Annotated in this window: 17 protein-coding genes; 16 read left to right on the forward strand and 1 reads right to left on the reverse strand. The window is 69.5% G+C overall.

The annotated features are described in order from the left end of the window. The 3 genes from rho to prmC all read left to right on the forward strand — a co-directional run. A partial coding sequence (gene rho, locus ACSW7Y_RS10260; RefSeq protein ID WP_438126191.1) for a transcription termination factor Rho occupies positions 1 to 1,604 on the forward strand: 1,604 nt, incomplete at its 5' end. 3 nt (positions 1,605 to 1,607) lie between these two features. Continuing rightward, entirely contained in the window at positions 1,608 to 2,690 is a 1,083-nt protein-coding gene (gene prfA / locus ACSW7Y_RS10265) for a peptide chain release factor 1 (RefSeq protein ID WP_438126192.1), read from the forward strand. Continuing rightward, positions 2,687 to 3,610, forward strand: a complete 924-nt coding sequence (gene prmC / locus ACSW7Y_RS10270; protein ID WP_438126193.1) for a peptide chain release factor N(5)-glutamine methyltransferase — start codon at positions 2,687 to 2,689, stop codon at positions 3,608 to 3,610. The genes prfA and prmC overlap by 4 nt, the downstream gene beginning before the upstream one ends. A 60-nt stretch (positions 3,611 to 3,670) precedes the next feature. Here prmC and ACSW7Y_RS10275 read toward each other — a convergent pair whose 3' ends face one another. Then, positions 3,671 to 4,336, reverse strand: a complete 666-nt coding sequence (locus ACSW7Y_RS10275) for an HAD-IA family hydrolase (RefSeq protein ID WP_438126194.1) — start codon at positions 4,334 to 4,336, stop codon at positions 3,671 to 3,673. Positions 4,337 to 4,374: 38 nt separating this feature from the next. Here ACSW7Y_RS10275 and ACSW7Y_RS10280 point away from each other — a divergent pair, with 38 nt between their 5' ends. The 13 genes from ACSW7Y_RS10280 to ACSW7Y_RS10340 all read left to right on the forward strand — a co-directional run. Further along, entirely contained in the window at positions 4,375 to 5,049 is a 675-nt protein-coding gene (locus tag ACSW7Y_RS10280; protein ID WP_438126195.1) for an L-threonylcarbamoyladenylate synthase, read from the forward strand. After that, positions 5,046 to 6,272 (forward strand): MraY family glycosyltransferase, encoded by a 1,227-nt coding sequence (locus ACSW7Y_RS10285; RefSeq protein ID WP_438126196.1) that lies wholly within the window; start codon positions 5,046 to 5,048, stop codon positions 6,270 to 6,272. Before ACSW7Y_RS10280 ends, ACSW7Y_RS10285 begins: the two co-directional genes overlap by 4 nt. After that, positions 6,269 to 6,784: a hypothetical protein gene (locus ACSW7Y_RS10290; RefSeq protein ID WP_438126197.1), complete on the forward strand. Its 516-nt coding sequence runs from the start codon at positions 6,269 to 6,271 to the stop codon at positions 6,782 to 6,784. The genes ACSW7Y_RS10285 and ACSW7Y_RS10290 overlap by 4 nt, the downstream gene beginning before the upstream one ends. A gap of 104 nt (positions 6,785 to 6,888) precedes the next feature. Further along, positions 6,889 to 7,749, forward strand: a complete 861-nt coding sequence (gene atpB / locus ACSW7Y_RS10295; RefSeq protein ID WP_083513509.1) for a F0F1 ATP synthase subunit A — start codon at positions 6,889 to 6,891, stop codon at positions 7,747 to 7,749. 58 nt (positions 7,750 to 7,807) lie between these two features. Then, positions 7,808 to 8,050, forward strand: coding sequence for an ATP synthase F0 subunit C (gene atpE / locus ACSW7Y_RS10300; protein WP_022905151.1), 243 nt, complete (start codon positions 7,808 to 7,810; stop codon positions 8,048 to 8,050). A 9-nt stretch (positions 8,051 to 8,059) separates the two neighbouring features. Beyond that, the gene (locus ACSW7Y_RS10305; RefSeq protein ID WP_058725321.1) at positions 8,060 to 8,605 is read left to right on the forward strand and encodes a F0F1 ATP synthase subunit B; all 546 of its coding nucleotides are present in this window, start codon (positions 8,060 to 8,062) and stop codon (positions 8,603 to 8,605) included. 2 nt (positions 8,606 to 8,607) lie between these two features. After that, positions 8,608 to 9,402 (forward strand): F0F1 ATP synthase subunit delta, encoded by a 795-nt coding sequence (locus ACSW7Y_RS10310; RefSeq protein WP_438126198.1) that lies wholly within the window; start codon positions 8,608 to 8,610, stop codon positions 9,400 to 9,402. 109 nt (positions 9,403 to 9,511) lie between these two features. Then, entirely contained in the window at positions 9,512 to 11,140 is a 1,629-nt protein-coding gene (gene atpA, locus ACSW7Y_RS10315; RefSeq protein ID WP_438126199.1) for a F0F1 ATP synthase subunit alpha, read from the forward strand. After that, complete coding sequence (locus tag ACSW7Y_RS10320; protein WP_022905155.1) at positions 11,141 to 12,043, forward strand: F0F1 ATP synthase subunit gamma; 903 nt, start codon at positions 11,141 to 11,143, stop codon at positions 12,041 to 12,043. A gap of 47 nt (positions 12,044 to 12,090) precedes the next feature. Next, complete coding sequence (atpD, locus tag ACSW7Y_RS10325; RefSeq protein WP_438126200.1) at positions 12,091 to 13,545, forward strand: F0F1 ATP synthase subunit beta; 1,455 nt, start codon at positions 12,091 to 12,093, stop codon at positions 13,543 to 13,545. A gap of 1 nt (position 13,546) precedes the next feature. After that, entirely contained in the window at positions 13,547 to 13,810 is a 264-nt protein-coding gene (locus tag ACSW7Y_RS10330; RefSeq protein ID WP_022905158.1) for a F0F1 ATP synthase subunit epsilon, read from the forward strand. 5 nt (positions 13,811 to 13,815) lie between these two features. After that, positions 13,816 to 14,577 carry a YaaA family protein gene (locus ACSW7Y_RS10335; RefSeq protein WP_438126202.1) on the forward strand — a complete coding sequence of 254 codons (762 nt, stop codon included), beginning with the start codon at positions 13,816 to 13,818 and terminating at the stop codon, positions 14,575 to 14,577. Between the two features lie 100 nt (positions 14,578 to 14,677). Then, the coding region (locus tag ACSW7Y_RS10340; protein ID WP_438126201.1) for a hypothetical protein at positions 14,678 to 15,058 on the forward strand (381 nt) is incomplete at its 3' end.

Raw genomic sequence — 15,058 nt, forward strand, 5'->3', positions numbered from 1 at the left:
CCTCGCAGGCGGGCGAGCAGGGCGGCGAGTCGGGCGACGACCAGCAGGGCGAGGGCGGCGCGCGTCGCGGCCGCCGCAGCCGCGGTCGTGGTCGTGGGCGCGGCCAGAACGCCGAGAACGGCGAGCAGAACGGCCAGGGCGGCAACGACCAGCAGGGCCAGCAGAAGCAGGACGACCAGAACGGTCAGCAGAAGCAGGGCCAGCAGAACGGCCAGCAGAAGCAGAACGGTCAGCAGAAGCAGGACGACCAGAACGGTCAGCAGAAGCAGGGCCAGCAGCAGAAGCAGAACGGCCAGAACCACAACGGCCAGAACCAGAACGGCCAGAACGGCCCGCAGCAGCAGGACGCGCAGGAGGGCGAGGGCCGCAGCCGTCGTCAGCGTGACCGCAAGCGCGGCCGTGGCGGCCAGCACGACGACCTCGAGCCGGAGGTCAGCGAGGACGACGTCCTCATCCCGATCGCGGGCATCCTCGACGTCCTCGACAACTACGCCTTCGTCCGGACCACCGGCTACCTGCCCGGCCCGAGCGACGTCTACGTCTCGCTCGGCCAGGTGAAGAAGTACCACCTGCGCAAGGGCGACGCGGTCGTCGGTTCGATCAAGCAGCCCCAGGGCGGCGAGCAGCAGAGCCGTCAGAAGTACAACGCGCTCGTCAAGGTCGACACCGTGAACGGTCAGACCGCGGACGAGGCAGCGGCCCGCAAGGACTTCTCCGACCTCACCCCGCTGTACCCGAACGAGCGTCTGCGTCTCGAGACCGAGCCGCAGAAGCTGTCGACGCGGATCATCGACCTCGTGTCGCCGATCGGCAAGGGCCAGCGCGGCCTCATCGTGTCGCCGCCGAAGGCCGGCAAGACCGTCGTGCTGCAGGCCATCGCCAACGCGATCGCGAAGAACAACCCCGAGGCGCACCTCATGGTCGTCCTCGTGGACGAGCGGCCCGAAGAGGTCACCGACATGCAGCGCTCGGTGAAGGGCGAGGTCATCGCCTCGACCTTCGACCGCCCGGCGGAGGACCACACCACCGTCGCCGAGCTCGCGATCGAGCGGGCGAAGCGCCTGGTGGAGCTCGGTCACGACGTCGTCGTGCTGCTCGACTCGATCACGCGCCTCGGTCGCGCCTACAACCTGGCGACGCCGGCCTCCGGTCGTGTGCTCTCCGGTGGCGTCGACTCGGCCGCGCTGTACCCGCCGAAGCGCTTCTTCGGTGCGGCGCGCAACATCGAGGACGGTGGGTCGCTCACCATCCTCGCGACCGCGCTCGTCGAGACCGGCTCCAAGATGGACGAGGTCATCTTCGAGGAGTTCAAGGGCACCGGCAACATGGAGCTCCGCCTCAACCGCCACCTCGCGGACAAGCGGATCTTCCCGGCCGTCGACGTCAACGCCTCCGGCACCCGTCGCGAGGAGCAGCTGCTCTCCGCCGACGAGGTCAAGATCACGTGGCGTCTGCGCCGGGCCCTCGCCGGGCTCGACCCGCAGCAGGCCCTCGAGATCGTGCTGCGGAACCTCAAGGAGACGCAGTCGAACGTCGAGTTCCTGGTCCAGGTGCAGAAGTCGGTCCCCACGACCGGCGGCCACCACAACGGCCACCAGGAGTAGTCGGTGTTCGAGTCGGTAGCGGGGCTGCTGGCGGAACACGAGGACCTGACGCAGCAGCTGTCGGACCCCGCGCTCCACGCCGATCCGGCCCGTGCGAAGAAGGTGAACCGGCGGTACGCCGAGCTCAGCCAGATCAAGGCCGCGTACGAGTCCTGGCAGGCGGCGGGGGACGACCTCGCCGCCGCCCGCGAACTCGCCCGCGAGGACGAGGCGTTCGCGGACGAGGTCCCCGCGCTCGAGGAGCAGCTGCAGGAGCGTCAGGAGCGCCTGCGTCGCCTGCTCATCCCGCGCGACCCCGACGACGGCCGTGACGTCATCATGGAGATCAAGGGCGGCGAGGGCGGCGAGGAGTCGGCGCTCTTCGCGGCCGACCTGCTGCGGATGTACTCGCACTACGCCGAGACGAAGGGCTGGAAGGTCGAGCTCCTCGAGCGCACCGAGTCCGACCTCGGCGGCTACAAGGACGTGCAGGTCGCGATCAAGTCGAACGCGACCGACCCGTCCCAGGGCGTGTGGGCGCACCTCAAGTACGAGGGCGGCGTGCACCGCGTGCAGCGGGTGCCGGCGACCGAGTCGCAGGGGCGCATCCACACGTCGACCACGGGCGTGCTGGTGTTCCCCGAGGTCGACGAGCCCGAAGAGGTCCAGATCAACCAGAACGACCTCAAGATCGACGTGTACCGGTCCTCCGGCCCCGGCGGCCAGTCGGTGAACACGACGGACTCCGCGGTCCGCATCACCCACCTGCCCACGGGCATCACGGTCGCGATGCAGAACGAGAAGTCGCAGTTGCAGAACCGCGAGGCCGGCATGCGTGTCCTCCGTGCGCGCATCCTCGCGAAGCAGCAGGAGGAGCTCGACGCGATCGCCTCGGACGCGCGCAGGTCGCAGATCCGCGGCATGGACCGTTCCGAGCGCATCCGGACGTACAACTTCCCGGAGAACCGCATCGCAGACCACCGCACCGGGTACAAGGCGTACGACCTCGACCGCGTGATGAACGGGGCACTCGAGCCCGTCATCCAGTCCGCCATCACGGCGGACGAGGAGGCCCGCCTGGCCGCCATCGGCGACCAGGACGCGTGACCGACACTCCGTCGGACGGTCGTCATGACGGCCGGGAGGCACGACCCACCTCCGACCCGCGGCCCACCTCCGCAGCGGATCGCCTCCTCGACGAGGCGACCGCTGCGCTCGTCGCGCACGGGGTCCCGGCTGGGCGCGTGGACGCCGAGCTCCTGCTCGCCTGGGCGACCGACACCTCGCGCGGCGCGGTCCAGGCCCGCGCGCTGACCGGGGGAGCGATCGCCGCGGAGCACGTCGAGCGCTTCCGACACGCCGTCGCACGCCGGACCACCCGCGAGCCGCTCCAGCACATCACGGGCGAGGCGTACTTCCGCGCCCTGACGCTCGCCGTGGGGCCGGGCGTGTTCGTCCCGCGGCCCGAGACCGAGGGCGTCGTGCAGTTCGGCATCGACGCACTCCGCGCCACCGCGCTCCCGTCACCCGTGGCCGTCGACCTGGGCTCCGGCAGCGGGGCGATCGCGATCGCGATGGACACCGAGGTCCCGAACGCGGTCGTCTACGCGGTCGAGCGCTCACCGGAGGCCCTCTCGTGGACCCGACGCAACGTCGACGCCCACGGCGGCACGGTCCGGCTCGTCGAGGGCGACCTCGCCGACGCGCTGCCCGAGCTCGACGGCACGGTGTCCGTCGTCGTGTCGAACCCGCCCTACGTGCCCGACGACATGGTGCCGGTCGACCCGGAGGTCCGCGACCACGACCCCGCGCTCGCGCTGTACGGGGGAGCGGACGGGCTCGACGCGGTCCGTGCCCTCACCGAGACGGCCTGGCGTCTGCTCGTGCCCGGCGGCCTCCTCGTCGTCGAGCACGCCGAGCAGCAGGGCGCCGGCGTCCGCGAGGTCCTCGCCGCACGCGGGTTCCGCACGCCGGAGACGCACGTCGACCTGACCGGCCGCGACCGCACCACCACGGCCACCCGCTGACGCGACCCGCGGGGCGGACGCGAGCCGTGCCTCCCGGCCGGTCGTGACGCGACGCGTCGATCAGGCGACGGGGGAGGTGACCCGCTCCTGCTCCTGCTCCTGCTCCGCGACGAAGGCGCGGACCGCCTCGCGGAGGTCGGTGTGCTCCTCGACCAGGACGGCGTGGATGCCCACGCTCCGCGCGCCCTCGACGTTGACCGGCATGTCGTCGGCGAAGAAGGTGCGCTCGGCCGGGACGCCGTGGTGCTCGAGCGCCCGGAGGAAGACCTCCGGCTCGGGCTTCCGGGCGCCGAAGTTGCTCGTGGTGTCGAGGTGGTCGCCGAAGACCGCCGCGAGCGACGGCACCCACCGCGCGATCCAGCGCCCGGCGAGCGGACCGTTGTTCGTCAGCAGTCCGACGCGCCCGTGCTCGGCCGCGATCCGGACCGCCTCGACCCGCTCGGGGAGCTCGGTCATCGCCGCACCCCGGAAGCGTGCCCACTCGGACTCCGGGACGTCGCAACCCATCGCGTCCTCGAACGCGGCGAGGTAGGCGTCCCCGTCGGGCCAGTGGCCGGCCTCGGCACGTGCCTCGTTGCCGCAGTCCCACCAGCGTCGGCGGAGCTCGGTGAAGTCGTGTCCGGTGAAGGCCGCGAGGGCCTCCATCCGCACGCGCCAGTCGTAGTGGACGAGGACCTCGTCCATGTCGAACAGGAAGAGGAGCGGGGGCACGGCGTTCTCGTTCACGATGCCACCCATTGTGTCGCACTATCATCGTGCGAGTCATGGCCTCCCGATACGACTGCACCGACAACGACGGCCTCCTCACCGGGATGCGGCTCGCACGTGCCGCGCTCGGACGGGGGGAGCTCGTCGTGGTCCCCACCGACACCGTCTACGGCCTCGCCGCGGACGCCTTCAGCGCGACCGCAGTGCAGCGGTTGCTCGACGCGAAGGGCCGCACCCGGCAGTCCCCGCCGCCCGTGCTCATCCCGGGGCCGCCGACGCTCGACGCGCTCGCGAGCGAGGTCCCGCAGCAGGTGCGCGACCTCGTCGACGAGTTCTGGCCCGGTGGCCTGACCGTCATCCTCCGAGCACAGCCGTCGCTCGACTGGGACCTCGGCGAGACCCGGGGCACCGTCGCACTCCGCATGCCGGACTCCCGGATCGCGCTCGAGCTGCTGCAGGAGGTCGGCCCGCTCGCGGTGTCCTCGGCGAACAGCACGGGTGACCCGGCCGCGATGGACGTCGACGCGGCGGAGCGCATGCTCGGCGACAGCGTCTCGGTCTACCTCGACGGCGGCCCGATCGAGGTCCACGACGGGTTCGCGGCGTCCACCGGGTCGACGATCGTCGACGCGACCGGGCTCTCGACCGGTGACAAGCTGACGATCGTGCGTCACGGGGTGATCCCCGACGACGAGATCGCCCGGGTCGTCGGAGCCGACCTGATCGCGTGAAGTACTACCTGCTCGCGGGGGCCATCGCCGCGGTCGTGAGCTTCTGCATCAGCTGGCTGGTGTGGAAGCTCGGCGTCCGGTTCCGGTGGTACCCGAAGGTCCGCGAGCGCGACGTGCACCGCACCCCGACGCCCCGGCTCGGCGGGATCGCGATGTACCTCGGGGTGATCGTCGCGATGCTCGCGGCGTGGTTCCTGTTCCCGTCGATCGCCGGCACCGACTACTTCCGGCTCGTGTTCTCCGAACCGGGGCGTGTGCTCGCGGTGCTCGGCGGGGCCACGATCATCGTCGTCCTCGGCGTCGCGGACGACATCTGGGACCTCGACTGGATGACGAAGCTCGCGGGGCAGATCATCGCCGCGGGCATCCTGGCGTGGCAGGGCGTGGCGATCGTCTCCCTGCCGATCGGCAACACGCTGGGCGTCGGGTCCTCGTACATGAGCCTGATCTTCACCGTGCTGGCGGTCGTGCTCGTGATGAACGCGGTGAACTTCATCGACGGGCTCGACGGCCTCGTGGCGGGGGTCGCGATCATCGCCGGCGGGGTGTTCTTCCTCTACACGTTCTTCATCAACCGTGTGGTGCAGCAGACCGAGTTCTTCTTCAACCTGCCGTCGCTGCTGACGGCGGTCCTCGTCGGGGCGTGCTTCGGGTTCCTGATCCTCAACTGGCACCCGGCGAAGCTGTTCATGGGCGATGCGGGTGCGCTGCTCGTCGGGTTCCTCATGGCCACGAGCGCTGTGAGCGTGACGGGCAACATCGACCCCGCGGCGGTCCAGACACGCCAGGCGCTGCTGCCGGCCTTCATCCCGATCCTGCTGCCCTTCGCGATCCTGATCGTGCCGATCCTCGACTTCGGTCTCGCCGTCACCCGGCGGCTCAGCGCGGGCAAGTCGCCGTTCTCGGCCGACCGCAAGCACCTGCACCACCGGCTGCTCGACATGGGGCACTCGCACTTCCACGCGGTGCTGATCTTCTACGCGTGGACCGCGACCGTGGCGGTCGGGTGTCTGCTCTTCCTGTTCGTCGACTGGTACTGGGTCGTGGCGTTCGTCGCCGTCGGCTTCACCGTGTGCGCCGTCACCACCTTCGCCCCGCTCGGACGCAAGCGCACCGAGATCGCCGCACAGACCGCGAACCGTTCCGCCGCAGTGGTGGACGCCAGCCTCGACCCGCTCGACCGGGCCGCCAACGACCGCACGATCCCTGGAGACATCACGTGACCGCACCGAACGCGCTCGACCACGTCCGGCCGGTGTTCCGCCGCATCCTCGTCTGGGCGGGCCTCCTCGCCGTCGCACTCGCCGTCGTCGGGGGAGTCGTGGGGCTGCTCGTCGCCGGCACCCCGGGGCTCGCCGCGGGCCTGCTCGGCGCCGTCCTCAGCGTGGTGTTCCTCGGGTTGACCGCGCTGTCCGTCCTCGTCGCGCTGCGCGTCTCGAAGGGGCAGATGATCTCCGGTGCGTTCTTCGGCATCGTGATGGGCACGTGGCTGCTGAAGTTCGTCCTGTTCCTCGTCGCGCTGTTCCTGCTGCGCGGACGCGACTGGATCGACCTCCCGGTGCTCGCCGTCGTCATCATCGTGGGCGTCGTCGGCTCCCTGGTCATCGACGTCGTGGTGGTCGCGGGCGCACGGGTGCCGATCGACGTGCCGTTGCCCGGTGCCTCGGCGGGAACGGGGGCGGCCCCGCGCCGCGGTTCCTCCTCGCACCCTGAGAAGAACGACACCCGCGACTGAGAGCCCGGGAAGCCTCCCGCACCTGATAGGCTTCTCGAAGTCCGCGTCCGGAGCAATGCTCGGAGCGGGCGAGCCTCCACAAAGTCCACCATCGCGTGCCGTGTGTGCGCGCGCCGACACAGGAGACAGCGCTGCTATCCCACGCTCTTCCCCTGTCCCTCACCGCTGCGGTCAACCCCGTCGCGGCGGGGAGCAGCCAGGCCGCCGAGTTCCACGGTCCGTCGATCAACGAGTTCTTCCCTGACGCGATCTTCTTCGCCGGGACCCCGTTCGAGATCGACCGCCTCGTCATCATCCGGTTCATCGCCGTCGCCGTGCTGCTGATCATCGGCATCGTCGGGACGCGCTCGATGAAGCTCGTGCCGGGTCGTGGCCAGGCGCTCATCGAGTACGCCTTCGACGTCGTCCGTCGCAACACGTTCGACAACCTCGGCGAGAAGGACGGCAAGCGGTTCCTGCCGATCCTCGCCACCATCTTCTTCTCCGTGCTGTTCCTGAACCTGACGGGTCTCATCCCCGGGTTCAACCTGCAGGGCACCAGCCGCATCGCGTACCCGATGATCCTCGCGATCGTCGCCTACGTGGCGTTCATCTACGCGGGCCTCCGCAAGCACCCGGGCGCGTTCCTCCGCAACGCGCTGTTCCCGCCCGGGGTGCCGTGGCCGCTCTACATCATCGTGACGCCGATCGAGCTCGTCTCGACCTTCGTGCTCCGTCCGGTGACGCTGACGCTGCGACTCCTGATGAACATGGTCGTCGGCCACCTGCTGCTCGTCCTGTTCTTCGCAGCGACGCAGTTCTTCCTGTTCGACACCGAGGGCGCCTTCAAGCTCTTCGGCGTCGGGACGCTCGCGTTCGGCATCGCGTTCAGCTTCTTCGAGATCCTGGTCGCGCTGCTGCAGGCGTACGTCTTCATGCTGCTGACCGCTGTGTACATCCAGCTCGCGCTGGCTGACGAGCACTGACCTGCACTGACCCCCATACGGCACGGCATCCGCCGGGCCGCACCTGAAAGGAAAACACGTGGACGCAACGACCGTTCTCGCGGCAATCAACGGCAACATCGCGACGGTGGGCTACGGCCTCGCGGCGATCGGCCCGGCCATCGGCGTGGGCATCGTCGTCGGCAAGACGATCGAGTCCGTCGCTCGCCAGCCGGAGCTCCAGGGCCGCCTGACGACCCTCATGTACATCGGTATCGCCTTCACCGAGGCCCTCGCCTTCATCGGTATCGCGACGTACTTCATCTTCACCGGCACCAACTAAGGCCTCTCGATGCAGAACGCACTCATCATCGCGGCGGAGGAGACGCACAGTCCCCTCGTCCCGCCGTTGTACGACATCGTGTGGTCCGCGGTGGCGTTCGTCGTCATCCTGCTGGTCTTCTGGCGGGTCATCATCCCGCGGATCACGAAGATGCTCGACGAGCGCACCGAGGCCATCGAAGGTGGCATCAAGAAGGCGGAGGCCGCTCAGGAGCAGGCCGCCGCTGCGCTCGACGAGTACAACAAGCAGCTGGCGGAGGCGCGTGCCGAGGCATCGCGCATCCGCGAGCAGGCCCGTGCCGACGCGACCGCCATCGGCAACGAGGTCCGCGAGCAGGCCGCGGCCGATGCAGCTCGCATCACCGCCAACGCCCAGGCGCAGATCGAGGCCGAGCGCCAGAGCGCGCTCCAGTCGCTCCGCACCGAGGTCGGCTCGCTCGCCCTGGACCTCGCGTCCGGTGTGATCGGTGAGTCCCTCAAGGACGACGCGAAGTCGAACGCCGTCGTGGACCGCTTCCTCGCGGACCTCGAGGCCTCCAAGGCCGGGGAGCGCTGAGCATGCGCAGCGCCACCAGGGAAGCACTCGCGTCCACGAGGGCGGTGCTCGCCGACCTCGGCAGCAGCGCCGACCTGGCCACGGGTGCCGAGATCCTCGCCTCCGGGCGAGCGATCGCCGGTGCGCCGCAGCTGCTCGGTCTGCTGTCCGACCCGACGGCCGACCCGGCCGGCAAGAAGGTCGTCCTCGACCGCGTCTTCGCCGGTCAGTCGGACGCGACCCGTGCGGTCCTGACCGCGGTGGCCGGCTCGCGCTGGTCGTCGCAGGACGACCTCCTCGCGGGCATCGAGGACGCGGGCATCCGCGCCGTCGCCGCCACCGCGGGGTCGGGCACCTCGATCGAGTCGGAGCTGTTCGCCTTCGAGACCGCCGTCCGCTCGGACGCCGACCTCGAGCTCGCGCTCGGCACGAAGCTCGGCAGCGCGGCGGAGAAGGGCGCGCTCGTCGAGCGGCTGCTCGGCTCCAAGGCGTCGCGGCAGACCGTGACGATCCTGTCGGCGCTCGTGCAGCAGCCGCGCGGTCGTCGCATCGGCGAGCTGGTGCGCGAGGCGAGCCGCATCGTGGCCGACCAGGCGGACAAGCTCGTCGCGACGGTCATCACCGCGACGCCGCTCGACGCCGGACAGTCCGCACGCGTGGCCCGCGGCCTCGGCGAGCGGTACGGCAAGGACATCAGCATCAACCAGGTCGTCGACCCGTCGGTCGTCGGCGGGGTCCGGGTGCAGATCGGCGGCGACGTCATCGACGGCACCGTGTCCACGCGCCTGGCTGAGCTCCGGCTCCAGCTGGCCGGCTGAGCGTACGGTCGAAGCCGCCCCACCCAAGTCCACAACGGGAACTGTCGTCGTCACGGCAGCATCACCCTCTCGGAGCCGAAGGGCCCCGGAAACCAACAAGGAAAATCCCATGGCAGACATCACCATCAGCCCCGATGAGATCCGTGATGCCCTGAAGGACTTCGTCTCGAACTACGAGCCGACGAAGGCCTCCACGGCCGAGGTCGGGCACGTCACCGACGCCGGTGACGGCATCGCGCACGTCGAGGGCCTCCCCGGCGTCATGGCCAACGAGCTCATCCGCTTCGCGGACGGCACGCTCGGCCTCGCGCAGAACCTCGACGAGGACGAGATCGGCGCCATCGTGCTCGGCGAGTTCGACGGCATCGAAGAGGGCCAGGAAGTCACCCGTACCGGCGAGGTCCTCTCGGCCCCCGTCGGCGACGGCTTCCTCGGTCGCGTCGTCGACCCGCTCGGCAACCCGATCGACGGCCTCGGCGAGATCCCGGCCGAGGGTCGTCGTGCCCTCGAGCTCCAGGCTCCCGGCGTCATGTCCCGCAAGTCGGTCCACGAGCCCCTCCAGACCGGCATCAAGGCGATCGACGCGATGATCCCCGTCGGCCGCGGCCAGCGCCAGCTGATCATCGGCGACCGCCAGACCGGCAAGACGGCGATCGCGATCGACACGATCATCAACCAGAAGGCCAACTGGGACTCGGGCGACGAGAACAAGCAGGTCCGCTGCATCTACGTCGCCATCGGTCAGAAGGGCTCCACGATTGCCTCCGTCAAGGGTGCGCTCGAGGACGCCGGTGCGATGGAGTACACCACCATCGTCGCGGCCCCCGCCTCCGACCCGGCCGGCTTCAAGTACCTCGCCCCCTACACCGGCTCGGCCATCGGCCAGCACTGGATGTACGGCGGCAAGCACGTCCTGATCATCTTCGACGACCTGTCGAAGCAGGCCGAGGCCTACCGTGCCGTGTCCCTCCTCCTCCGCCGTCCGCCGGGCCGCGAGGCCTACCCGGGCGACGTCTTCTACCTGCACTCCCGTCTGCTGGAGCGTTGCGCGAAGCTGTCGGACGACCTGGGCGCCGGCTCGATGACGGGTCTCCCGATCATCGAGACCAAGGCGAACGACGTCTCGGCGTACATCCCGACCAACGTGATCTCGATCACGGACGGCCAGATCTTCCTGCAGTCCGACCTCTTCAACGCGAACCAGCGTCCCGCGGTCGACGTGGGCATCTCGGTCTCGCGAGTCGGTGGTGACGCACAGGTCAAGTCGATCAAGAAGGTCTCCGGCACGCTCAAGCTCGAGCTCGCGCAGTACCGCTCGCTCGAGGCCTTCGCGATGTTCGCGTCCGACCTCGACCAGGCGTCGCGTCGTCAGCTCGACCGCGGTGCGCGTCTGACCGAGCTCCTCAAGCAGCCGCAGTACTCGCCGTACCCGGTGGAGGAGCAGGTCGTCTCGATCTGGGCCGGCACCAACGGCAAGCTCGACGAGGTCCCCGTGTCCGACGTCCTCCGCTTCGAGTCGGAGCTGCTCGAGCACCTCCGTCGCAACTCGGACGTCCTCACCACTCTCCGCGAGACCAACCAGCTCAGCGACGAGACCGTCGCCGCGATGGACCGCGAGATCGACGCCTTCACGAAGGGCTTCCAGACGAGCGACGGCAAGACGCTCGGCTCGGAGCAGGTCGAGGCGGCCTCGGCCGAGGACGTCGACCAGGAGCAGATCGTCAAGGGTCGTCGCTAGATGGCAGCGCAGGTCCGGGTCTACCGACAGAGGATCAAGTCCGCGAAGACCACCAAGAAGGTCACTCGCGCGATGGAACTGATCTCGGCGTCGCGGATCCAGAAGGCACAGGCCCGCATGGCCGCGTCCGGTCCGTACTCGCGGGCCGTGACGCGGGCCGTGTCGGCCGTGGCGACGTTCTCGAACGTCGACCACGTGCTGACCACCGAGCCGGAGTCGTCCACACGTGCCGCAGTCGTGCTGTTCACCTCGGACCGCGGTCTGAACGGTGCGTTCAGCACGAACGTCCTCAAGCAGGGTGAGGAACTCGCGTCCCTCCTCCGCAGCGAGGGCAAGGAGGTCGTGTTCTACCTCGTCGGCCGCAAGGCGGTCGGGTACTTCGGCTTCCGTGAGCGCCCGTCCGAGCAGCAGTGGGTCGGTGGAACCGACCAGCCGGAGTTCTCGACGGCCAAGGAGATCGGCGACGCGGTCGTCGGCAAGTTCCTCCAGGACACGGCCGAGGGCGGCGTGGACGAGATCCACATCGTCTTCAACCGCTTCGTGAGCATCGCGACGCAGGAGCCGCAGGTCGTCCGGCTGCTCCCGCTCGAGGTCGTCGAGGGGGTCGAGGCGCCGTCGAACGACGAGCCGCTCCCGCTCTACGAGTTCGAGCCCGACGCGGACGCCGTGCTCGACGCACTGCTCCCGGTCTACATCGAGAGCCGCATCTTCAACGCCATGCTGCAGTCGGCTGCTTCCGAGCACGCCGCGCGCCAGAAGGCCATGAAGTCGGCGAGTGACAACGCGGACTCCCTCATCCGTGACTTCACCCGCCTCGCGAACAACGCTCGTCAGGCCGAGATCACGCAGCAGATCTCCGAGATCGTCGGCGGCGCCGACGCCCTCTCGTCGAAGAAGAAGTAGTCCGCGTCGTTCGCGGACAGTTACCCACCCTCAGGAAGGCACCAGCCATGACCGACACCGCCACCACCGCGGTCGAGACGTCGTCGGCGCCCGGTGTCGGCCGGATCGCCCGTGTCACGGGCCCCGTCGTCGACATCGAGTTCCCCCACGACGCCATCCCCGAGATCTACAACCTCCTGCACACGACGATCACCATCGGTGACACGTCGCAGGAGATCGGTCTCGAGGTCGCGCAGCACCTCGGCGACGACCTCGTCCGCGCCATCTCCCTGAAGCCGACCGACGGTCTGGTCCGTGGCCAGGAGGTCCGTGACTCGGGCGCTCCGATCTCGGTCCCCGTCGGCGACGTCACCAAGGGCAAGGTCTTCGACGTGCTGGGCAACGTGCTCAACACCGACGAGGCCATCGAGATCACCGAGCGCTGGCCGATCCACCGCAAGGCCCCGGCCTTCGACCAGCTCGAGTCCAAGACCACGATGTTCGAGACGGGCATCAAGTCGATCGACCTCCTCACCCCCTACGTGCAGGGCGGCAAGATCGGTCTCTTCGGTGGTGCGGGCGTCGGCAAGACGGTCCTCATCCAGGAGATGATCCAGCGCGTTGCGCAGGACCACGGCGGTGTGTCGGTGTTCGCCGGTGTCGGCGAGCGCACCCGTGAGGGCAACGACCTCATCGGCGAGATGGAAGAGGCGGGGGTCTTCGACAAGACGGCCCTCGTGTTCGGCCAGATGGACGAGCCGCCGGGAACGCGTCTCCGCGTTGCCCTGTCGGCGCTGACGATGGCGGAGTACTTCCGCGATGTCCAGAAGCAGGACGTGCTCCTCTTCATCGACAACATCTTCCGCTTCACGCAGGCCGGTTCCGAGGTCTCGACGCTGCTCGGTCGCATGCCGTCCGCGGTGGGCTACCAGCCGAACCTCGCCGACGAGATGGGCGTGCTCCAGGAGCGCATCACCTCGACGCGTGGTCACTCGATCACCTCGCTGCAGGCGATCTACGTCCCCGCCGACGACTACACCGACCCGGCGCCGGCGACCACGTTCGCGCACCTCGACGCCACGACCGAGCTCTCCCGTGAGATCGCGTCGCAGGGCCTGTACCCGGCCATCGACCCGCTGACCTCCACGTCGCGGATCATGGACCCCCGGTACCTGGGCGCCGACCACTACGAGACCGCGACGCGCGTCAAGCAGATCCTCCAGAAGAACAAGGAACTGCAGGAGATCATCGCGATCCTCGGTGTCGACGAGCTCTCCGAAGAGGACAAGATCACGGTCGAGCGCGCTCGTCGTATCCAGCAGTTCCTCTCGCAGAACACCTACATGGCGAAGAAGTTCACGGGCGTCGAGGGTTCGACCGTCCCGCTGAAGGACACCATCGAGTCGTTCCGCGCGATCGCCGACGGCGAGTTCGACCACGTCGCGACCCAGGCGTTCTTCAACGTCGGTGGCATCAACGACGTGGAAGAGAAGTGGGCGCAGATCCAGAAGGAGAACCGCTGACATGGCGGCACTCACCGTGAGCGTCGTCTCGGCCGACCGTGAGGTCTGGTCGGGCGACGCCACCATGGTCGTGGCACGCACGACGGAGGGCCAGATCGGTGTCCTCGCGGGGCACGAGCCGCTGCTCGCGACCCTCGCCGAGGGCCAGGTCCGCATCACCCGGGCCGACGGCTCGACGGTGACCGCGGACGCTGCCGACGGCTTCCTGTCGGTCGAGCACGACACGGTCACGATCGTGGCGCGGCAGGCCGCGCTGGCGTCCTGACCGGACTGACCGTCCTCCTCCCGCCTTCGGAGACGAAGCGGGAGGGCGGGGACCCGAGTCGCACGCTCGACCTGCGTGCGCTCAGCTTCCCGGAACTGTCCGACGAACGGGCCGCGGTGATCACCGCGGCCCGTTCTGTCAGTTCCGAGGAGTCCACCGCGAGGACGGCGTTGAAGCTCGGTCCGAAGTCGATCGCCGAGCGGTTCCGGAACCTCGCGCTCGACACCGCCCCGACCATGTCGGCGATCGAGCGGTACACCGGTGTCCTCTACGACCCCCTCGATGCGGAGTCAGCCGACGAGGCGACCCGTCGGTGGTGGTCCGAGCACGTGATCGTGCAGTCCGCGATGTTCGGGCCGATCGGAGCCGGGGACCCGATCCCGGCCTACCGGCTGTCGCACGATTCACGACTCGGCTCGGTCCGACTCGCGTCGCACTGGCCGTCGGTGTCGTCGCGCGCGCTCGCGTCGCGGCCATCGGGTCTCGTCCTCGACCTCCGCTCGGAGGGGTACCGCCAGCTGGGCCCGGTCCCGGACGCCTTGGCGCCCCGGGTCGTGAGCGTCGACGGCAGTGGCCGACGCAAGGCGCTCAACCACTGGAACAAGACCGCCAAGGGGCGGCTCGTCGCACTGCTCGGTCGGACCGGAGCAGAGATCGCGTCGGTCAACGACCTCCTGTCGTGGGCGGCCGCGCACGGCGTGGTCGTCGAGCGCACCGCGGACGGATGGGACCTCGTGGCGGAGTCGCTCGAGGCGGTCCGCGCCTGACGGCGGACCGTTCCTGCACAGGCCGGGTGGGCCGGCGCACCGTCCACGGGCGGTAGCGTCCCGGCGGCCTGGAGGCACGGATCGCGCTTCGATGGCGTGCATGATCCCCTCCACGACACGATCCGAGCACGACCGAGCGGTGCGCTACCCGCGTGAGATCGCTGCCGCAGTGACGCTGCGCGCGGCCTGTGCCGCGCTGACCGACGGCCCCGCGGAGCGACCGTTGTCCCCGGTCGCCGCGATCGCGGTGCTGACGTCCTGCGCAGCGCTGGCGACGCGCTTCGCCATCCTCGACCACCTCGCAGACCCGGACGAACCCGATCCACGGACCGCGGTACCGTTCGATGCCTTCGCGGACAGTCTGCCGACGGCACTCACCGGTGCGGGTCCCATGCCGGTCCGGGGCCGGCTGCGCACCGCTGGCGACCGCGCGGCCGACGCCCTGGCTCGTATACACATCTCCGAGCCCACGAGACCAGCC

The organism is Curtobacterium flaccumfaciens (assembly GCF_051548005.1).
Taxonomy (GTDB): domain Bacteria; phylum Actinomycetota; class Actinomycetes; order Actinomycetales; family Microbacteriaceae; genus Curtobacterium.